The sequence below is a fragment of the Citrobacter sp. Cb028 genome (assembly GCF_030336705.1).
Lineage (GTDB): Bacteria > Pseudomonadota > Gammaproteobacteria > Enterobacterales > Enterobacteriaceae > Citrobacter > Citrobacter braakii.
Genome location: NZ_JAOWCZ010000034.1, coordinates 1589879 through 1608975, shown reverse-complemented (window position 1 = coordinate 1608975; position 19097 = coordinate 1589879). Strand labels below are relative to the sequence as shown.

General features: G+C 51.5%; 20 protein-coding genes. 14 read left to right on the top strand and 6 right to left on the bottom strand.

What is annotated here, in order from left to right; translation table 11 throughout:
- Nucleotides 1–17: 17 nt before the first annotated feature.
- The 3 genes from rnm to rluB all read left to right on the top strand — a co-directional run bounded on the left by rnm (nt 18) and on the right by rluB (nt 2489).
- Entirely contained in the window at nt 18–896 is an 879-nt protein-coding gene (gene rnm / locus OGV75_RS17355) for an RNase RNM (RefSeq protein WP_029139558.1), read from the top strand.
- Nucleotides 893–1513 carry an L-threonylcarbamoyladenylate synthase gene (locus OGV75_RS17350; RefSeq protein ID WP_016153256.1) on the top strand — a complete coding sequence of 207 codons (621 nt, stop codon included), beginning with the start codon at nt 893–895 and terminating at the stop codon, nt 1511–1513. The genes rnm and OGV75_RS17350 overlap by 4 nt, the downstream gene beginning before the upstream one ends.
- Before the next feature lie 100 nt (nt 1514–1613).
- On the top strand, nt 1614–2489 hold the full coding sequence (gene rluB / locus OGV75_RS17345) for a 23S rRNA pseudouridine(2605) synthase RluB (RefSeq protein WP_006684306.1): 876 nt from the start codon (nt 1614–1616) through the stop codon (nt 2487–2489).
- Nucleotides 2490–2572: 83 nt separating this feature from the next.
- Here rluB and cobO read toward each other — a convergent pair whose 3' ends face one another.
- Nucleotides 2573–3163: a cob(I)yrinic acid a,c-diamide adenosyltransferase gene (gene cobO / locus OGV75_RS17340; protein ID WP_286480956.1), complete on the bottom strand. Its 591-nt coding sequence runs from the start codon at nt 3161–3163 to the stop codon at nt 2573–2575.
- On the bottom strand, nt 3160–3921 hold the full coding sequence (locus OGV75_RS17335; RefSeq protein ID WP_016156651.1) for a YciK family oxidoreductase: 762 nt from the start codon (nt 3919–3921) through the stop codon (nt 3160–3162). Before OGV75_RS17335 ends, cobO begins: the two co-directional genes overlap by 4 nt.
- A gap of 210 nt (nt 3922–4131) precedes the next feature.
- On the opposite strand from OGV75_RS17335, the gene sohB reads away from it, so the two are divergent.
- Nucleotides 4132–5178, top strand: coding sequence for a protease SohB (gene sohB / locus OGV75_RS17330; RefSeq protein ID WP_016153253.1), 1047 nt, complete (start codon nt 4132–4134; stop codon nt 5176–5178).
- A 53-nt stretch (nt 5179–5231) separates the two neighbouring features.
- Here sohB and OGV75_RS17325 read toward each other — a convergent pair whose 3' ends face one another.
- Nucleotides 5232–5483 (bottom strand): YciN family protein, encoded by a 252-nt coding sequence (locus tag OGV75_RS17325; protein ID WP_003020616.1) that lies wholly within the window; start codon nt 5481–5483, stop codon nt 5232–5234.
- 397 nt (nt 5484–5880) lie between these two features.
- Here OGV75_RS17325 and topA point away from each other — a divergent pair, with 397 nt between their 5' ends.
- The 5 genes from topA (at nt 5881) to acnA (ending at nt 13233) form a co-directional block, all read left to right on the top strand.
- Nucleotides 5881–8478 (top strand): type I DNA topoisomerase, encoded by a 2598-nt coding sequence (gene topA / locus OGV75_RS17320; RefSeq protein ID WP_286480955.1) that lies wholly within the window; start codon nt 5881–5883, stop codon nt 8476–8478.
- 208 nt (nt 8479–8686) lie between these two features.
- Nucleotides 8687–9661 (top strand): HTH-type transcriptional regulator CysB, encoded by a 975-nt coding sequence (gene cysB / locus OGV75_RS17315; protein ID WP_016153251.1) that lies wholly within the window; start codon nt 8687–8689, stop codon nt 9659–9661.
- A gap of 293 nt (nt 9662–9954) precedes the next feature.
- Nucleotides 9955–10116, top strand: coding sequence for a YmiA family putative membrane protein (locus tag OGV75_RS17310; RefSeq protein WP_165500010.1), 162 nt, complete (start codon nt 9955–9957; stop codon nt 10114–10116).
- A 3-nt stretch (nt 10117–10119) separates the two neighbouring features.
- The gene (locus tag OGV75_RS17305) at nt 10120–10290 is read left to right on the top strand and encodes a YciX family protein (protein WP_019076874.1); all 171 of its coding nucleotides are present in this window, start codon (nt 10120–10122) and stop codon (nt 10288–10290) included.
- Between the two features lie 267 nt (nt 10291–10557).
- Nucleotides 10558–13233 carry an aconitate hydratase AcnA gene (gene acnA, locus OGV75_RS17300; RefSeq protein WP_016153248.1) on the top strand — a complete coding sequence of 892 codons (2676 nt, stop codon included), beginning with the start codon at nt 10558–10560 and terminating at the stop codon, nt 13231–13233.
- Nucleotides 13234–13283: 50 nt separating this feature from the next.
- On the opposite strand, the gene ribA is transcribed toward acnA, so the two are convergent.
- Nucleotides 13284–13874 carry a GTP cyclohydrolase II gene (ribA, locus tag OGV75_RS17295; RefSeq protein ID WP_016153247.1) on the bottom strand — a complete coding sequence of 197 codons (591 nt, stop codon included), beginning with the start codon at nt 13872–13874 and terminating at the stop codon, nt 13284–13286.
- A 202-nt stretch (nt 13875–14076) separates the two neighbouring features.
- On the opposite strand from ribA, the gene pgpB reads away from it, so the two are divergent.
- From pgpB to yciH, 5 genes are all read left to right on the top strand, one after another.
- Nucleotides 14077–14841, top strand: a complete 765-nt coding sequence (gene pgpB / locus OGV75_RS17290) for a phosphatidylglycerophosphatase B (protein WP_080860080.1) — start codon at nt 14077–14079, stop codon at nt 14839–14841.
- Nucleotides 14842–14990: 149 nt separating this feature from the next.
- On the top strand, nt 14991–15299 hold the full coding sequence (locus OGV75_RS17285; RefSeq protein WP_006684318.1) for a LapA family protein: 309 nt from the start codon (nt 14991–14993) through the stop codon (nt 15297–15299).
- Between the two features lie 6 nt (nt 15300–15305).
- Nucleotides 15306–16475, top strand: coding sequence for a lipopolysaccharide assembly protein LapB (gene lapB, locus OGV75_RS17280; RefSeq protein WP_016153245.1), 1170 nt, complete (start codon nt 15306–15308; stop codon nt 16473–16475).
- A 189-nt stretch (nt 16476–16664) separates the two neighbouring features.
- Nucleotides 16665–17402 (top strand): orotidine-5'-phosphate decarboxylase, encoded by a 738-nt coding sequence (pyrF, locus tag OGV75_RS17275; protein WP_143329715.1) that lies wholly within the window; start codon nt 16665–16667, stop codon nt 17400–17402.
- A complete protein-coding gene (yciH, locus tag OGV75_RS17270; protein ID WP_016153243.1) occupies nt 17403–17729 on the top strand; it encodes a stress response translation initiation inhibitor YciH in 327 nt (108 codons plus the stop codon).
- 90 nt (nt 17730–17819) lie between these two features.
- Here yciH and osmB read toward each other — a convergent pair whose 3' ends face one another.
- Both osmB and yciT read right to left on the bottom strand, forming a co-directional pair.
- Complete coding sequence (gene osmB, locus OGV75_RS17265; protein ID WP_003020583.1) at nt 17820–18038, bottom strand: osmotically-inducible lipoprotein OsmB; 219 nt, start codon at nt 18036–18038, stop codon at nt 17820–17822.
- 268 nt (nt 18039–18306) lie between these two features.
- The gene (yciT, locus tag OGV75_RS17260; RefSeq protein ID WP_016153242.1) at nt 18307–19059 is read right to left on the bottom strand and encodes a DNA-binding transcriptional regulator YciT; all 753 of its coding nucleotides are present in this window, start codon (nt 19057–19059) and stop codon (nt 18307–18309) included.
- Nucleotides 19060–19097: the final 38 nt, after the last annotated feature.

The window sequence follows — 19097 nt, the reverse complement described above, 5'->3', positions numbered from 1 at the left end:
GTGAAACGGGAGCCGCATTGAGCGACACGAATTACGCAGTGATTTATGACCTGCACAGTCATACTACAGCCTCCGATGGGCGATTAACGCCAGAAGCCTTAGTACACCGTGCGGTAGAGATGCGAGTCGGTACACTGGCGATCACCGATCATGACACCACGGCGGGTATTGCGGCGGCAAGAGAAGAAATTTCACGTGCGGGTTTAGCGTTAAATTTGATCCCTGGCGTCGAGATATCAACAGTCTGGGAAAACCATGAGATCCATATCGTGGGTCTGAACATTGATATCGCCCATCCAATGATGTGCGAATTTCTGGCGCAGCAAACGGAACGTCGTCAGCAGCGCGCGCGCCTGATTGCTGAACGACTCGACAAAGCGCATATTCCCGGCGCGTGGGAAGGGGCATTACGCCTGGCTGATGGCGGGGCGATCACTCGGGGGCATTTCGCGCGTTTCCTGGTGGAGTGCGGAAAAGCCACAACCATGGCGGATGTCTTTAAAAAATATCTTGCTCGTGGGAAAACCGGTTACGTTCCGCCACAGTGGTGTACAATAGAACAAGCTATTGATGTCATTCATCATTCTGGCGGTAAGGCGGTTCTGGCTCATCCTGGGCGGTACGATCTTAGCGCTAAGTGGCTGAAAAGACTGGTTGCGCATTTTGCTGAACATCACGGCGACGCGATGGAAGTGGCACAGTGCCAGCAGTCTCCCAATGAACGCACCCATCTGGCGACGCTTGCGCGTCAGCATCAACTGTGGGCATCGCAAGGGTCTGATTTTCATCTACCCTGCCCATGGATTGAGCTGGGTCGTAAACTCTGGTTGCCCGCAGGCGTAGAAGGCGTCTGGCAACTTTGGGAACAGCCCGAGACCACAGAGAGGAAAGTATGAGCCAGTTTTTTTATATTCATCCCGAAAACCCACAGCAGCGACTGATCAATCAGGCCGTTGAAATCGTGCGTAAAGGAGGGGTGATCGTCTATCCAACTGATTCCGGCTATGCGTTGGGTTGCAAAATTGAAGATAAAGGCGCAATGGAGCGCATTTGTCGCATCCGTCACCTGCCGGACGGGCACAACTTTACGCTGATGTGTCGTGACCTGTCCGAACTGTCGACCTATTCGTTTGTCGACAACGTGGCCTTCCGTTTAATTAAAAACAACACGCCGGGCAACTACACGTTCATCCTGAAGGGGACGAAAGAAGTACCACGTCGACTGTTGCAGGAAAAACGTAAGACCATTGGTTTGCGTGTACCCTCGAATCCGATTGCGCTGGCGCTGCTGGAAGCGCTGGGCGAGCCTATGCTCTCTACATCACTGATGCTGCCGGGCAGCGAATTTACCGAGTCAGATCCGGAAGAAATCAAAGATCGTCTGGAGAAAGTGGTGGATTTGATTATCCACGGTGGATATCTCGGTCAGCAGCCAACCACGGTCATTGATTTAACCGATGATTCCCCGGTGGTATTGCGCGAAGGCGTCGGCGACGTTAAACCTTTCTTATAAGGGCGCGAACCGCTATACTACGCGGCCTTAAAATGGCGCTGACTGGCGCCGTTGATTCTCCTGTTCGACGCCTGTGAAGGCGACATCTAAAGGAAGCTCTATGAGCGAAAAGTTACAAAAAGTGCTGGCGCGCGCTGGCCACGGTTCTCGCCGTGAAATTGAATCCATAATTGCCGCGGGTCGCGTGAGCGTTGATGGCAAAATTGCCACGCTCGGCGATCGCGTTGAAGTTACGCCGGGTCTGAAAATCCGTATCGACGGTCATCTGATTTCGGTGAAAGAATCTGCGGAGCAAATCTGCCGTGTTCTGGCTTATTACAAGCCAGAAGGTGAACTGTGTACCCGTAACGACCCGGAAGGTCGTCCGACCGTGTTTGATCGTCTGCCAAAACTGCGCGATGCGCGCTGGATTGCCGTGGGACGTCTGGACGTGAATACCTGTGGTTTACTGCTGTTTACCACCGATGGCGAACTGGCGAACCGTCTGATGCACCCAAGCCGCGAAGTTGAACGTGAATATGCGGTGCGTGTGTTTGGTCAGGTTGATGACGCAAAACTGCGCGATCTGAGTCGTGGCGTGCAGCTGGAAGATGGTCCGGCCGCATTTAAAACGATCAAGTTCAGCGGCGGTGAAGGGATCAACCAGTGGTATAACGTCACGTTGACCGAAGGGCGTAACCGTGAAGTCCGTCGCCTGTGGGAAGCCGTGGGCGTGCAGGTAAGTCGTCTTATCCGTGTACGTTACGGTGATATCCCACTGCCGAAGGGCCTGCCGCGTGGCGGCTGGACGGAACTTGACCTCGCGCAGACCAACTATTTACGTGAACTGGTGGAACTGAAGCCGGAAACCACCTCTAAAGTTGCCGTCGAGAAAGATCGTCGCCGTATGAAGGCAAACCAGATCCGCCGTGCGGTGAAGCGCCACTCTCAGGTTGGCGGCAGCCGTCGTCCGGGCGGTCGCAGCAACAACGGTTAATCATGAGTAGGCCTGATAAGCAACGCGCCATCAGGCGTTAGCGTGGAGCCGGATGCGGCGTAAGCGCCTTATCCGGCCTACTGTCAGTAATCGATCCCCATCTGGGCTTTCACACCCGCTTCAAAGGCGTGCTTAACCGGCCGCAGCTCGCTGACCGTATCCGCTAACTCCAGAATATCGCGATGACATCCACGACCGGTGATAATGACCGTTTGATGGGCAGGGCGCGAGTTTAGGGCATTGATGACCTCGTCGAGCGGCAGATAGTCGTATGCAACCATGTAGGTCAGCTCGTCCAGTATCACCATATCCAGCTCAGCGTCGGCCAGCATCCGCTTGCCGTGTTCCCATACGGCCATGCAGGCTGCGGTGTCGGACTCGCGGTTCTGCGTTTCCCAGGTAAATCCTGTCGCCATGACCTGAAACTCAACGCCGTGGGGTTCGAGTAAGTTTCGTTCACCGTTCGGCCACGTCCCCTTAATAAATTGCACTACGCCAACTTTTTTACCGTGGCCTACTGCGCGCGTGGCGGTACCGAACGCGGCGGTGGTTTTACCCTTACCATTTCCGGTGAACACAATAATAATCCCGCGCTCGTCTCTGGCGGCGGCAACACGGGCGTCAACCCGGTCTTTTACGCGCTGCTGGCGCTGCTGATAGCGTTCTTCACTCATTGGGCGATTCCTGGTTTACGGCCCGGCTGGGCATCGAAAGTCATACCGGTTTTACGGCGGCTGTCATCGCCCATCAGCCACAGGTAGAGCGGCATAATATCGGCGGGGGTTTTCAATTTTTGCGGATCTTCCGTCGGGAACGCGCTGGCTCGCATGCCGGTACGCGTTCCACCAGGATTGATACAGTTTACGCGCAGGTGGCGGTTCTGATATTCATCAGCCAGAACCTGCATCATTCCTTCGGTAGCAAATTTGGAGGTGGCGTATGCCCCCCAGTTGGCGCGCCCCTGGCGACCGACGCTGGAGGAGGTAAAGACCAGCGATCCGGCATCGGATTTGAGCAACAACGGCAGCAATGCCTGAGTCAGCATAAAGGTGGCGTTCACGTTTACCTGCATCACGTCCTGCCATACCTGCGGGTTTTGCTCGCTCATCGGGCAAATGTCACCGAGCAATCCGGCATTATGCAATACGCCATCCAGACGCGGGAAATGCGCGGCAATGCGCTGTGCGAGCTGGTGGCATTCGTCAGACGTACAGGTGAGCAGATCCAGCGTGAACCAGTGTGGTTGCGTACCTTTTTCTTCGGCGATGGAGCGGGCAACCTGACGCAGTTTTTCTTCGTTACGCCCTAACAGAATAACGGTCGCGCCGTAACGCGCGTAGGTCTGTGCGGCTTCACGCCCGATACCATCGCTGGCACCGGTGACCAGAATAATGCGGTCCTGTAGAAGATCTTGTTTCGGTTGATAATGCACGGCTACTCCTCGGCGACGTCCTGGCCATCTCGTTCGCGATAACTTTTGGGCTTTATGCCTTAAACCCTGTTCTTTTTCAATCAGCCAAAGGCAATAACACCGCAAAATGAACGCGTTGTCATGCTTTTTACTGAATGGATGAAGCAAGACGGGTTAACAAGGCTGTTGTACACTGAGCGAAAGTAGCGTTGTTTAACCAAGGTGGGTCACGTGGAATTGTTGTCTGAATATGGGTTGTTTTTGGCAAAAATTGTCACTGTCGTGGTGGCTATTGCGGTGGTAGTTATGCTGATCGTAAACGCGACACAACGCAAACGTCAGCGTGGGGAATTGCGGGTTATTAATCTCAGCGATCAATATAAAGAGATGAAAGAAGACCTGTCGCTGGCCTTATTGGATGGGCATCAGCAAAAATTCTGGCATAAGGCGCAGAAAAAGAAACACAAGCTTGAGGCGAAGGCCGCTAAGGCAAAAGCGAAACTGGGAGACAGTACGTCATCTGATAAACCACGGGTATGGGTACTTGATTTTAAAGGCAGTATGGATGCCCATGAGGTCAGCGCATTACGCGAAGAGGTGACGGCAGTGCTGGCGGTCGTTAAACCCCAGGATCAGGTCGTGGTTCGTCTGGAAAGTCCGGGCGGCGTAGTACACGGCTATGGACTGGCCGCGTCCCAGTTACAACGTCTGCGCGATAAGCAGATCCCGCTGACCGTTACGGTAGATAAAGTCGCTGCGAGCGGCGGATATATGATGGCCTGCGTGGCGGATAAAATTGTCTCGGCGCCGTTTGCTATTGTCGGCTCTATTGGCGTTGTGGCACAGATCCCGAACTTTCACCGCTTCCTGAAAGGGAAAGATATTGATATCGAACTGCACACCGCCGGACAGTACAAGCGTACGCTGACCTTACTTGGTGAAAACACGGAAGAAGGGCGGCAGAAATTCCGCGAAGACCTGAACGAAACCCATCATCTGTTTAAAGATTTTGTACAGCGCATGCGTCCGGCTCTGGACATTGAGCAGGTTGCCACGGGTGAACACTGGTTTGGTCAACAGGCGCTGGCCAACGGGCTGGTGGATGAGATCAATACCAGTGATGAGGTGATCCTCGGACTGATGGACGGTCGTGACGTATTGAACGTACGTTATCTGCAGCGTAAAAAACTGATGGACCGTTTTACCGGCAGTGCCGCCGAGAGCGCCGATCGTCTACTGATGCGTTGGTGGCAGCGAGGACAAAAACCGCTGATGTAAAATTGTAATTGCCGGATGAGGCGCAGCCGTCATCCGGCAAATCATTTCTCGTGTTAATCGATCAAGTGATACTTTTCAGAAAGTACGTGCGCCAGATGTTTAAACATATTAAACACCGCCGTACTTTTTGGCGTCGGTAGCCCTTGCTCGTCTAAAAAGTAATCTCCGCTGAAAACCAGCACGCCATTTCGCTGCGTTACGCCGGTGGCGACAATCCCCGCCAGCGTGTCCTCATGCTCACGAATGATTTTGTTGGCTTCAATCAGCAGTGTTTCGCGATCGATGGGTTGAGTGTCTTTATGCATTATTTACTCCTTAAACAAGGACATTAGTCTACGCCGAGCCCGGCTTATGGGCAAATATTCCCTGACTTAAATGAAGGTCTTACGACAGTGTTGCAAGTGGCGAGATTTGTTTTTGCATGCTAATAAAGTTGCGTAACGCATTTTATCAGGTACAGTGTGACGCTTTCGTCAATCTGGCAACAGATTTGCTTGACATTCGACCAATACTCCGTCGTGCTATAGCGTTTGTGAGCGAAAAAGCCTGTTAACTCAGTTACATGAGAGTTACATTACAAGCGCGAATCAGTTTAAGGGTTGATATCCGCCGACGCAGAGACCATATCGATGTCTCGTCGCCAGTGGAAGGTGAATCAACGTGCGACGCATTCTGGAAGAATCAAATTAGGTAAAGGTGAATATGGGTAAAGCTCTTGTCATCGTTGAGTCCCCGGCAAAAGCCAAAACGATCAACAAGTATCTGGGTAATGACTACGTGGTGAAATCCAGCGTCGGTCATATCCGTGATTTGCCGACCAGTGGCTCAGCAACTAAAAAGAGCGCCGACTCAACCTCCACCAAAACGGCTAAAAAGCCCAAAAAGGATGAACGTGGCGCTCTCGTCAATCGTATGGGTGTTGACCCGTGGCACAACTGGGATGCGCGCTATGAAGTGCTGCCCGGTAAAGAAAAAGTTGTTTCTGAACTGAAGCAACTGGCTGAAAAAGCCGACCACATCTATCTCGCAACCGACCTTGACCGCGAAGGGGAAGCCATTGCGTGGCACCTGCGGGAAGTGATCGGCGGCGACGACACCCGCTACAGTCGCGTGGTGTTTAACGAAATTACCAAAAACGCTATTCGTCAGGCGTTTGAAAAACCGGGCGAGCTGAACATCGACCGCGTCAATGCGCAACAGGCGCGCCGCTTTATGGACCGTGTTGTGGGCTATATGGTGTCGCCGCTGCTGTGGAAAAAAATTGCGCGAGGCCTGTCAGCAGGCCGCGTACAGTCGGTTGCCGTGCGTCTGGTGGTTGAGCGTGAACGCGAAATCAAAGCATTCGTTCCAGAAGAGTTCTGGGAAATTGATGCTAACACGGCGACGCCAGGCGGCGACGCGTTACCGCTTGAGGTGACGCATCAGAATGATAAACCGTTCCGTCCGGTCAACCGGGAACAAACGCTTGCCGCCGTTAGCCTGTTGGAAAAAGCGCGCTACAGCGTTCTGGAACGTGAAGATAAGCCGACCAGCAGCAAGCCGGGTGCGCCGTTCATCACCTCCACGCTACAGCAGGCCGCCAGCACGCGTCTGGGCTTCGGCGTGAAGAAAACCATGATGATGGCGCAGCGCTTGTATGAAGCGGGCTACATCACTTATATGCGTACTGACTCAACCAACCTGAGTCAGGATGCGGTGAACATGGTTCGCGATTACATCAGCGATAATTTCGGCAAAAAGTATCTGCCGGAGAGCGCGAACCAGTACGCCAGCAAAGAGAACTCGCAGGAAGCGCACGAAGCTATCCGTCCTTCCGATGTCGCCGTTCAGGCGGAATCGCTGAAAGATATGGAAGCCGATGCGCAAAAACTGTATCAGCTGATCTGGCGCCAGTTTGTTGCCTGTCAGATGACGCCTGCTAAATATGATTCCACCACGCTGACGGTGGGCGCGGGTGATTTCCGTCTGAAGGCGCGTGGTCGTATTCTGCGCTTCGATGGCTGGACGAAAGTGATGCCTGCGCTGCGTAAGGGCGATGAAGACCGCATTTTACCTGCGGTGGATAAAGGCGATACGTTGACGCTCATCGAACTGACACCTGCTCAGCACTTTACCAAACCGCCTGCGCGATTCAGTGAAGCTTCGCTGGTTAAAGAGCTTGAAAAACGTGGTATTGGTCGCCCATCCACGTATGCGTCGATCATTTCTACGATTCAGGATCGCGGTTATGTTCGCGTTGAGAACCGTCGCTTCTACGCTGAAAAAATGGGTGAAATCGTCACCGATCGTCTGGAAGAAAACTTCCGCGAACTGATGAACTACGACTTTACCGCGCAGATGGAAGACAGCCTCGACCAGGTGGCAAATCACGAAGCCGAATGGAAGGGCGTACTCGACAACTTCTTCACTGATTTTACTCAGCAACTGGATAAAGCCGAGAAAGATCCTGAAGAGGGCGGTATGCGTCCGAACCAGATGGTGCTGACCAGCATTGATTGCCCAACCTGCGGACGTAAGATGGGTATTCGTACCGCCAGCACCGGCGTTTTCCTGGGTTGTTCTGGCTATGCGCTTTCCCCGAAAGAGCGTTGCAAAACTACCATTAACCTGGTGCCGGAAAACGAAGTGCTGAACGTGCTGGAAGGCGACGATGCGGAAACCAACGCTTTGCGCGCCAAACGTCGCTGCCAGAAGTGCGGCACGGCGATGGACAGCTACCTTATCGATCCTAAGCGCAAGCTGCATGTATGCGGTAATAACCCTACCTGCGACGGCTATGAGATCGAAGAAGGCGAATTCCGCATCAAGGGTTATGACGGTCCTATCGTTGAGTGCGAGAAATGTGGCTCTGAAATGCACCTGAAAATGGGACGTTTCGGCAAGTACATGGCGTGTACCAACGACGAGTGCAAAAATACCCGTAAGATCCTGCGTAACGGTGAAGTTGCTCCACCGAAAGAGGATCCGGTTCCGTTGCCAGAACTGCCGTGTGAAAAATCTGATGCGTATTTCGTGTTACGTGATGGTGCTGCAGGTATCTTCCTGGCGGCAAATACGTTCCCGAAATCACGTGAGACACGTGCGCCGCTGGTTGAAGAGTTGTACCGCTTCCGCGATCGTCTGCCGGAAAAACTGCGCTATCTGGCAGATGCGCCGCAGACTGACCCGGACGGCAACAAGTCGATGGTTCGTTTCAGCCGTAAAACCAAGCAGCAATACGTTGCTGCGGAGAAAGACGGTAAGGCGACCGGCTGGTCCGCGTTCTTCGTTGACGGTAAATGGGTAGAAGGGAAGAAATAACAGCATTGCGGCTGAATTTCTCCTCAAAGGGTCGCGTAAGCGGCCCTTTTTGTTTCTGGCGTATTATTTTTTGTCATCCCTATACAGCTCACATAGAAATGATATAGTGGTTATAGTTAACACACTTTTTATTATTAAATCGTATTAGCAGCGCCAACGAGCCTGCTCTGAAACGATGATTTGATGGCGCAAATCGGGATGGCTTAACATGAAATTACAGCAGCTTCGCTACATTGTTGAGGTGGTGAACCACAACCTTAATGTCTCCTCAACGGCGGAAGGGCTTTATACCTCTCAGCCAGGTATCAGTAAGCAAGTTCGTATGCTGGAAGATGAACTTGGCATCCAGATTTTTGCCCGTAGCGGTAAGCACCTGACCCAGGTTACGCCAGCGGGCCAGGAAGTCATTCGAATCGCGCGAGAAGTTTTGTCGAAGGTGGATGCCATTAAGTCCGTTGCTGGCGAACATACCTGGCCGGACAAAGGCTCACTGTATATCGCCACCACGCACACTCAGGCGCGTTACGCTTTGCCGAACGTTATTAAAGGCTTTATTGAGCGTTATCCTCGCGTCTCATTGCATATGCACCAGGGATCGCCGACGCAAATCGCCGAAGCCGTCTCGAAAGGGAATGCAGATTTTGCTATCGCGACGGAAGCCCTGCACCTGTATGACGATCTGGTGATGCTGCCTTGCTACCACTGGAACCGTTCGATTGTCGTTACGCCGGACCATCCGTTGGCGGGCAAATCCGCCGTATCCATTGAAGAACTGGCGCAGTATCCACTGGTGACCTACACGTTCGGATTTACCGGACGTTCGGAACTGGACACCGCGTTCAACCGTGCGGGTCTGGAGCCGCGTATAGTTTTTACCGCGACCGATGCCGATGTCATTAAGACCTATGTACGCCTGGGCCTCGGCGTGGGGGTAATTGCCAGTATGGCGGTTGATCCTGTCTCCGACCCTGACCTGGTGCGCGTTGATGCCCATGATATCTTCAGCCATAGCACCACCAAGATTGGTTTTCGTCGCAGCACTTTTTTACGCAGTTACATGTATGATTTTATTCAACGTTTCGCGCCGCATCTGACGCGTGATGTGGTGGATACGGCGGTGGCGCTACGTTCCAACGACGATATTGAAGCCATGTTTAAAGATATTAAATTGCCTGAGAAATAATAACGGCTGTTACCTCGTCGGTATCCTCAAACATAAAGCGATACCGACGGCAGAGTCTGAATCTATTCAATATTTTTCCTCTATATATTAACCATATATTGTTTATGGTAAACACTTGCTAAAGTAGTTTCAAATTAGTAAGGTCGCCAAAAATCCCTCTCAAATATTTATAACCGATCAAATAATTAATTTATTTATCAGGTCGAGTATGAAAATTATCTGGCTTTTTTTGACCTTTTTTATTAGGATTCCTCCTATCTGATGATTAATTGTACCGATTGTTTGGTGCTTAAATGATAAGTGATTTCGATAGTATGAGGTTAGCGATGCCTTCAGGAAACCAGCCAGCACGCCGGGATCCCGTGATGAAACGTAAAGCCTGGTTCGCTGTGTTTCTTGGCTCTGCCGTGTTCTGGGTTATTGTCGCGCTCGTGGCCTGGAACGTGTGGGGATAGGTCATGTCCACACTGGAACAACGCTCCACCGTGATGCCATCTCCGGATGACCCTGAACAAGAGAGTCAATACAGCGCAGAGAATAAGCCGAATATTCCAGCGACCTGGAAACTCTCTCCTGAACAACGGGCGTTTATCGATCTGTTTGCGGATGATGATGAACAGAAACAATAATTGATACGAATTTTATAATTATTATTAGTCCGTTGTCTTGTACTGCAAATATTTTATTCCGGGCAATCGTGATGAGCCATGCTTATCACCGTATTAACCTTGACCGCTTAAACCTTTCTCCTCGCCAGATACTTCAGTTGCCCCTTTTGTAGCCCTCCACTTTTATCAATTTGAGTTGTTATCAAAGCGTTACATTTTGTTTGTGTTATCTTTAATACTAACCCTGAGGAAAATCAGGGGATCCAACCCTGTCATTAAGGAGGAGCTATGTCGTCGACCCTACGAGAAGCCAGTAAGGACACATTGCAGGTTAAAGATAAAACCTACCGTTACTACAGTCTGCCGCTGGCCGCTAAATCACTGGGTGATATCACCCGTTTACCGAAATCGCTAAAAGTTTTGCTGGAAAACCTGCTTCGCTGGCAGGACGGTAATTCCGTTACCGAAGATGATATTCATGCGCTTGCGCATTGGCTGAAGACCGCCCATGCCGATCGAGAAATTGCCTATCGACCTGCTCGTGTTCTGATGCAGGATTTTACCGGCGTGCCGGCGGTGGTCGATCTCGCCGCCATGCGCGAAGCGGTAAAACGTCTGGGTGGGGATACGGCAAAAGTGAATCCGCTTTCGCCAGTGGATCTTGTCATTGACCACTCGGTAACGGTGGATCGTTTCGGTGATGATGATGCTTTCGAAGAAAACGTGCGCCTGGAAATGGAACGTAACCATGAACGTTATGTGTTCCTGAAATGGGGACAGCAGGCATTTAGTCGCTTCAGCGTTGTACCGCCGGGTACGGGGATTTGCCACCAGGTTAACCTTGAATATCTTGGCAAAGCTGTCTGGAGCGAGTTACAGGACGGTGAGTGGGTGGCTTATCCCGATACACTGGTCGGTACCGATTCCCATACCACGATGATTAATGGTCTCGGTGTGCTGGGCTGGGGCGTTGGAGGCATTGAAGCTGAAGCGGCAATGCTGGGTCAACCGGTCTCAATGCTGATCCCGGATGTTGTGGGCTTTAAACTGGTGGGTAAACTGCGGGAAGGCATCACTGCCACCGACCTGGTTCTGACCGTCACCCAGATGCTGCGTAAGCACGGTGTAGTCGGTAAATTCGTTGAATTCTACGGTGATGGGCTGGACACCTTACCTCTGGCCGATCGAGCAACCATTGCGAACATGGCACCGGAATACGGCGCAACCTGCGGTTTCTTCCCGATCGATGACATTACCCTTGAGTATATGCGTCTGAGCGGGCGCAGTGAGGAACAGGTTGAGTTGGTCAATGCCTATGCCAAAGCGCAGGGAATGTGGCGTAACCCAGGGGATGAACCTGTGTTTACCAGTTCGTTGGAGCTGGATATGGGCAGCGTAGAGGCAAGCCTTGCTGGACCGAAGCGCCCGCAGGATCGGGTGGCGCTGGCTGATGTGCCGAAAGCCTTTTCGGCGAGTAATGAACTCGAGGTGAATAGCTCGCTGAAAGACCGTCAGCCAGTGGACTATACCATGAGCGGTCAGCAGTATAAGCTGCCGGACGGCGCGGTGGTGATAGCCGCTATCACCTCTTGTACCAACACCTCAAACCCAAGCGTATTGATGGCGGCGGGGCTGCTGGCGAAAAAAGCCGTAACGCTTGGTTTGAAACGTCAGCCATGGGTGAAAGCCTCGTTGGCGCCAGGATCGAAGGTGGTTTCCGATTATCTGGCAAAGGCTGGGTTCACTCCGTACCTTGATGAGCTGGGATTTAATCTTGTGGGTTATGGCTGTACCACCTGTATTGGCAACTCTGGACCCTTACCCGATCCTATCGAAACAGCCATCAAAAAAGGCGATCTTACGGTTGGGGCAGTGCTTTCTGGAAACCGTAACTTTGAAGGTCGTATCCATCCGCTCGTGAAGACCAACTGGCTGGCGTCTCCGCCGCTGGTGGTGGCCTATGCGCTGGCGGGGAATATGAATATCAACCTGACGAAAGATCCGTTAGGCCATGACAGAAAAGGCGATCCTGTTTATCTGAAAGATATTTGGCCGACAGCCAAGGAAATTGCCCGCGCCGTTGAGCAGGTCTCTACCGCCATGTTCCATAAAGAGTATGCTGAAGTCTTTGAAGGCACGCCAGAATGGAAAGCAATCCAGGTTGATCGCGCTGATACCTATGGCTGGCAGTCTGACTCGACCTATATCCGTTTGTCACCGTTCTTCGATGGTATGCAGGCTACGCCGGATCCGGTTCAGGACATTCACGGTGCGCGTATTCTGGCGATGCTCGGAGATTCTGTTACCACCGACCATATTTCTCCTGCCGGCAGTATTAAACCAGACAGTCCGGCGGGGCGTTATCTGCAAAGCCATGGCGTTGAGCGTAAAGATTTTAACTCCTACGGTTCACGACGCGGGAATCATGAAGTGATGATGCGTGGTACCTTTGCCAATATTCGTATTCGCAATGAGATGGTACCCGGCGTGGAAGGTGGTATGACGCGTCATTTGCCGGGAACCGAAGTGGTAGCTATTTATGATGCGGCCATGCAATACCAGCAGGAGAACGTGCCTCTGGCGGTGATTGCCGGGAAAGAGTATGGATCCGGCTCCAGCCGCGACTGGGCGGCGAAAGGCCCACGTTTGCTGGGCGTTCGCGTGGTTATCGCAGAGTCTTTTGAGCGAATTCACCGTTCTAACCTGATTGGCATGGGCATTTTACCGCTGGAATTCCCGCAGGGCGTCACGCGTAAAACGCTGGGATTAACCGGTGAGGAGGCGATCGATATTACGGACCTACAAAACATTAAACCGGGGGCGACAGTTCCGGTGAGTATGGTACGCGCAGATGGGCGTAAAGAGGTGATTCTATGCCGCTGTCGCATTGATACCGCGACGGAGCTAACGTATTACCAAAACGACGGCATTCTGCACTACGTGATTCGTAATATGTTGAATTAAAATGCAAAAAAGCCTGCGAGAGCAGGCTTTTTGATAGGCGGTGACAACGATTATTTGCCCAGCAAATGTCCCATCTTGGCGGCTTTGGTGTCCAGATAATGTTCATTTTTTGGATTACGGCCCACGATCAGCGGTACGCGTTCAACAATATTGATTCCCGCTTCGGTCAGGATTTCTACTTTTTTCGGGTTATTGGTCAGCAAACGTACCGCATCCACGCCCAGCAGCTTGAACATATCGGCACACAGCGTGAAATCGCGCTCGTCTGCCGCAAATCCCAACTGATGATTCGCTTCAACGGTATCATAACCCTGGTCCTGCAACGCGTAAGCGCGGATTTTGTTGAGCAGGCCAATGTTGCGTCCTTCCTGACGGTGATAAAGCAGAATGCCACGCCCTTCTTCAGCAATGTGGGTGAGGGCCGCTTCAAGCTGGAAACCGCAATCGCAACGCAGACTAAACAGCGCATCGCCGGTCAGACATTCGGAGTGGACGCGTGCCAGGACAGGTGTTTGGCCTGTGATATCGCCAAAAACCAGTGCGACATGATCGTGTCCGGTTGCCAGTTCTTCAAATCCCACCATCAGGAAATCACCCCAGGGGGTTGGCAGTTTGGCTTCTGCCACACGTTTAAGCTGCATGTAATTCTCCAGATTATGCTGGCACTTGTCGTGCCTTCGCCTGTCGGCTTCTGTTCTGTATTACACTATTTTGCCATAAGGCAACGACGTTCACCTAATCGCGACCACGGATTCGCTTTTGGAATGGCACAAAATTGTCAATTTTCCCGACGTGTGAATTTTTCAGTTATGATTGTGATACTTATCGACGAAAGGAGAGGCAATGCTGTCTATTGCAAAGCGCACCGCAGTGGGGACCGGACTGCTACTTATCATGCCGGTTGCCGTATGGGTATCAGGCTGGAGCTGGCAGCCGGGGCACAATGTCTGGTGGTTAAAGTCCTTGTACTGGGTAACGGAAACGGTGACGCAGCCGTGGGGAATTATCACTCACGTTGCGCTTTGTGCATGGTTTCTGTGGTGCTTGCGTTTTCGACTTAAAGCCGCGGTAATGCTGTTTGCTATTCTGGCAGCGGCGATTTTAGTGGGACAGGGCGTGAAGTCCTGGGTAAAAGATAGGGTGCAAGAACCGCGACCTTTTGTCGTGTGGCTGGAAAAAACGCACCATATTCCGGTTGATGAGTTCTACACTTTAAAACGTAAAGATCGTGGGCATTTAGTCAAAGAACAATTGGCCGAACAGCAGGATATTCCAACGTTTTTACGCAAGCACTGGCAAAAAGAAACGGGGTTTGCCTTTCCGTCCGGACATACGATGTTTGCCGCCAGTTGGGCTTTACTGGGCGTAGGGCTGTTATGGCCGCGTAGACGTATGCTGACGATTGTGTTTTTGCTGATCTGGGCGACCGGCGTGATGGGCAGCCGCTTGCTGTTAGGCATGCACTGGCCCCGTGATTTGGTGGTGGCAACGCTGATTTCGTGGCTGTTGGTGACGCTGGCAACCTGGCTTGCACAGCGGGTATGCGGACCATTAACCCCACCAGTGCAGGAGGAAAAAGAAATCGCGCAGCGAGAACAAGAAAGCTAGCGATGATTGATTTTTCAAATTTTGCCCTTAAATCAGAAAGTGGAAAGCGCTTTTCCGTTTCGCACTCGTTGTGAAAATGGTAATTTAAAGGGCTCAACGCGGTAAGTTGGACACGATTTATTCGCTCAAACCACATAACGGGAAGTAATGTGAAATATTTACTCATTTTCTTACTGGTGTTGGCGATTTTTGTTATTTCGGTGACATTGGGTGCGCAAAACGATCAACAGGTTACGTTTAATTACCTGCTGGCTCAGGGTGAGTATCGTATCTCTACGCTGCTTGCTGTATTGTTTGCCGCAGGGTTTGCGATTGGTTGGCTAATTTGCGGCCTTTTCTGGCTGAAGGTTCGTGTGTCTCTTGCGCGCGCCGAACGTAAAATCAAACGACTGGAAAACCAGCTTGCGCCTGCGACCGACGTTGCGGTATCTGCCGATTCGTCGGTTGTGAAGGAATAATTATTTATGTTGGAGTTGTTGTTTCTGCTTTTACCTGTAGCCGCTGCCTATGGGTGGTATATGGGTCGCAGAAGTGCGCAACAAACCAAGCAGGATGAAGCTAACCGCCTTTCTCGTGACTATGTCGCCGGGGTTAACTTCCTCCTGAGCAACCAACAAGATAAAGCGGTAGATCTGTTCCTTGATATGCTAAAAGAGGACACAGGCACCGTTGAGGCTCATCTCACCCTCGGAAACCTGTTCCGCTCTCGCGGTGAAGTCGATCGCGCAATCCGCATCCATCAAACGTTAATGGAAAGTGCCTCGCTGACCTACGAGCAGCGTTTGCTGGCCGTGCAACAGCTGGGGCGCGACTACATGGCCGCGGGACTGTACGACCGCGCGGAAGACATGTTCAATCAGCTTACCGATGAAACTGATTTTCGGGTTGGCGCATTACAGCAACTGTTGCAAATTTATCAGGCCACCAGCGAATGGCAAAAAGCCATTGATGTAGCAGAGCGTCTGGTAAAACTCGGCAAAGACAAACAGCGTAATGAGATAGCCCACTTCTACTGCGAACTGGCCTTACAGCAAATGGGTAGCGACGATATGGATCGCGCTATGACGCTGTTGAAAAAAGGCGCCGCGGCAGACAAAAACAGTGCACGGGTATCCATCATGATGGGTCGCGTGTACATGGAAAAAGGTGATTACGCGAAGGCGGTTGAAAGCCTGCAACGGGTCATTTCCCAGGATAAAGAGCTGGTCAGCGAAACGCTGGAAATGCTGCAAAGCTGCTACCAGCATCTGGGGAAAAATGATGAGTGGGCGGAGTTTTTACGTCGGGCCGTCGAGGAGAATACTGGTGCCGCCGCCGAACTGATGCTGGCGGATATTCTTGAGGCGCGTGAGGGGGCTGATACCGCTCAGGTCTATATCACTCGTCAGCTGCAACGTCATCCTACGATGCGCGTGTTCCACAAGCTGATGGATTATCATCTCCACGAAGCCGAAGAAGGGCGTGCCAAAGAGAGCCTGATGGTTCTGCGCGATATGGTCGGAGAGCAGGTACGCAGTAAACCGCGCTACCGCTGCCAGAAGTGCGGTTTTACGGCGTATACGCTGTACTGGCACTGTCCATCCTGCCGTTCATGGTCAACCATTAAGCCCATTCGCGGACTTGATGGGCTGTAATTTTTAAAAAAACCTCATTTTAGTTACAACATACTGTTGGTGTGTAATCGATCCATCCTCAACCTCCGTTGCCGGTTCGCCTGGCAGAAATGTAATCGCGCCTGTTAATTTTCTATTACCGCAGGTAGAATGCACGCCGTTTACCCATTTCGCGCCGCCGTGGGCGCCCATCCTCAAGAAGGTCTGGTCATGACGTTTACTGCTTCATCTTCTTCTCGTGCTGTTACCGATTCCCCTGTCGTTGTCGCTCTCGATTATCCTAATCGTGATAAAGCATTAGCTTTTGTTGACAGAATTGATCCTCGTGATTGCCGTTTGAAAGTGGGCAAAGAGATGTTCACGCTTTTTGGACCTCAGTTGGTTCGCGATCTACAACAGCGTGGTTTTGACATCTTTCTTGATTTGAAATTTCATGATATTCCCAATACCACCGCACATGCAGTTGCCGCTGCTGCCGAACTTGGCGTCTGGATGGTTAACGTTCACGCTTCTGGCGGGGCGCGTATGATGACTGCAGCCCGTGAAGCCTTAGTGCCTTTTGGCCAGGACGCGCCGCTACTGATTGCCGTGACGGTTCTGACCAGTATGGAAGCCAGCGACCTCGCCGATCTAGGCGTGACGTTGTCACCTGCGGATTATGCTGAAAGACTGGCGCGCTTAACCCAGAATTGTGGTCTGGATGGTGTCGTATGCTCAGCTCAGGAAGCGGTGCGATTCAAGCAGGCGTTGGGCCAGGCATTTAAGCTGGTGACACCGGGTATTCGTCCAGAAGGCAGCGAGGCGGGCGATCAGCGTCGTATTATGACACCGGAACAGGCGCAATTAGCAGGTGTGGATTACATGGTGATTGGTCGTCCGGTCACCCAGTCGGCCGATCCCGCGCAGACGCTGAAGATGATCAATGCTTCCCTGAAACGAGGTGCGTAAATGAACGACTCAAACTCTCGTCTGGTCTACTCAACCGACTCCGGGCGTATTGATGAACCGAAAACAGCGCCTGAGCGTCCAAAAGGCGATGGCATTGTTCGTATCCAGCGCCAGACCAGTGGTCGCAAAGGGAAGGGCGTGTGCCTGATTACCGGTATTGATCAAGACGATGCCGAACTGACCAAATTAGCCGCAGAACTGAAGAAAAAGTGTGGTTGCGGTGGAGCAGTGAAAGATGGTGTGATTGAAATTCAGGGGGATAAACGCGACCTGATTAAATCGCTGCTGGAAGCTAAAGGAATGAAAGTTAAACTGGCTGGCGGTTAATAAAAAAGCCACGGAAAATTTCCGTGGCTTTTTAATAATACAGACCTGAAAAAGTAAACGTATTATTATATCGAGCCGTTTAACCGTAGATTATTTACCCACCTGGTGGCCAATAATACCACCTACTGCAGCACCACCCAGCGTACCCAGCGTGCTACCGTCAGTCAGGACTGCACCACCTATTGCACCTGCACCAGCACCGATTGCGGTGTTACGATCTCGTTTGGACCAGTTAGAGCAGGCACTCAGCGACATTGCCAGAGTAATCGCCAGAATGGCAGCGGTCATTTTTTTGCTCGTTACTAACATAATACTTTCTCCTGAATTATTGATTCACGGAATCCAGTGTTCTTTAAGGATAGCGTCAAATTAAGACTATCGAAGATATTTCCGTGAAACCGTTTAGCGAAGTCATTACAAACACTATCCTGAAGTTGGAGGTTCGTTCCTGTTATATCGCTAACATTAATTTTACGACTTTATCCTGTTAACGACAGGTAAAAAGTCTTAATTGGATTGTCAGATAACTCTCAGAGAGCAGATGATTTGTCTGCTGACAAACCATCTACTGAAGATTTTATGCGTGGGCATCAATGATATTGACGATTAATCCTGAATGTTCGAGCTGCATTTGTACGCTGGCGCTGAGTCTGGAGTCCGTTACTACGCGGCTGAATCGCTCTAATGGACCCAGCGTGTAAGGGTGAATGGCGTCGAATTTTGAGCTGTCGGTCAACACAATAACTTCTGCGCCTTTTTCCAGCACCGCGTTAACCACGTCGGAACGCATCATATCGCGTCCGGTAAAACCGGTATCAGCCTGCCAGCCGTCAATGCCGATAAAGGCCTTACTGAAGTGTACCTGCTGGATAAACTGGCGAGTTAAGGGGCCGACCATGCTCTCACTTTTTTTCTGGTAAATTCCACCGAGAAGTATCACTTCACAGGGCGTTTCTTTGAGCAGATGAGCAATGTAGCTGCTCACGGTTATGATGGTGACATCTTTTTGCTCTGCCAGCGTTCTGGCCAGAAGTGCATTGCTGCTGCCATTCTCAATGAATACGGATTCGCCTGGACTGACCAGAGATGCAGCGAATTCAGCCAGTTCACGTTTCAGAGTGAAATTGGTCATCATGCGCGTTTCAACATCATCGCTGTTCAATGAAACAGCAAAACCGTGGGCTCGGCGTAAGTAACTCTGTTTTTCCAGCGTGTTCAGATCCTGTCGAATCGTCACTTCGGAGACACCGGTGACTTTTGCCAGATCGGCGACGCTCATCTGACCTTTATCGGTCACCATCTGCAAAATAGATTGTTGTCGGGAATTCATAGTATTAATTTTATTGCGATATCGTATCGGAAATTAAA

Excerpts from the sequence above, each read along its gene's own strand:
- pgpB (WP_080860080.1), top strand. The coding sequence starts at position 14,077 with ATGCTGTCTATTGCAAAGCGCACCGCAGTGGGGACCGGACTGCTACTT.
- ribA (WP_016153247.1), bottom strand. The coding sequence starts at position 13,874 with ATGCAGCTTAAACGTGTGGCAGAAGCCAAACTGCCAACCCCCTGGGGT.
- rluB (WP_006684306.1), top strand. The coding sequence starts at position 1,614 with ATGAGCGAAAAGTTACAAAAAGTGCTGGCGCGCGCTGGCCACGGTTCT.
- acnA (WP_016153248.1), top strand. The coding sequence starts at position 10,558 with ATGTCGTCGACCCTACGAGAAGCCAGTAAGGACACATTGCAGGTTAAA.
- pyrF (WP_143329715.1), top strand. The coding sequence starts at position 16,665 with ATGACGTTTACTGCTTCATCTTCTTCTCGTGCTGTTACCGATTCCCCT.
- OGV75_RS17325 (WP_003020616.1), bottom strand. The coding sequence starts at position 5,483 with ATGCATAAAGACACTCAACCCATCGATCGCGAAACACTGCTGATTGAA.
- cobO (WP_286480956.1), bottom strand. The coding sequence starts at position 3,163 with ATGAGTGAAGAACGCTATCAGCAGCGCCAGCAGCGCGTAAAAGACCGG.
- OGV75_RS17310 (WP_165500010.1), top strand. The coding sequence starts at position 9,955 with ATGATAAGTGATTTCGATAGTATGAGGTTAGCGATGCCTTCAGGAAAC.
- OGV75_RS17305 (WP_019076874.1), top strand. The coding sequence starts at position 10,120 with ATGTCCACACTGGAACAACGCTCCACCGTGATGCCATCTCCGGATGAC.
- topA (WP_286480955.1), top strand. The coding sequence starts at position 5,881 with ATGGGTAAAGCTCTTGTCATCGTTGAGTCCCCGGCAAAAGCCAAAACG.
- OGV75_RS17350 (WP_016153256.1), top strand. The coding sequence starts at position 893 with ATGAGCCAGTTTTTTTATATTCATCCCGAAAACCCACAGCAGCGACTG.
- cysB (WP_016153251.1), top strand. The coding sequence starts at position 8,687 with ATGAAATTACAGCAGCTTCGCTACATTGTTGAGGTGGTGAACCACAAC.
- lapB (WP_016153245.1), top strand. The coding sequence starts at position 15,306 with ATGTTGGAGTTGTTGTTTCTGCTTTTACCTGTAGCCGCTGCCTATGGG.
- yciH (WP_016153243.1), top strand. The coding sequence starts at position 17,403 with ATGAACGACTCAAACTCTCGTCTGGTCTACTCAACCGACTCCGGGCGT.
- yciT (WP_016153242.1), bottom strand. The coding sequence starts at position 19,059 with ATGAATTCCCGACAACAATCTATTTTGCAGATGGTGACCGATAAAGGT.
- osmB (WP_003020583.1), bottom strand. The coding sequence starts at position 18,038 with ATGTTAGTAACGAGCAAAAAAATGACCGCTGCCATTCTGGCGATTACT.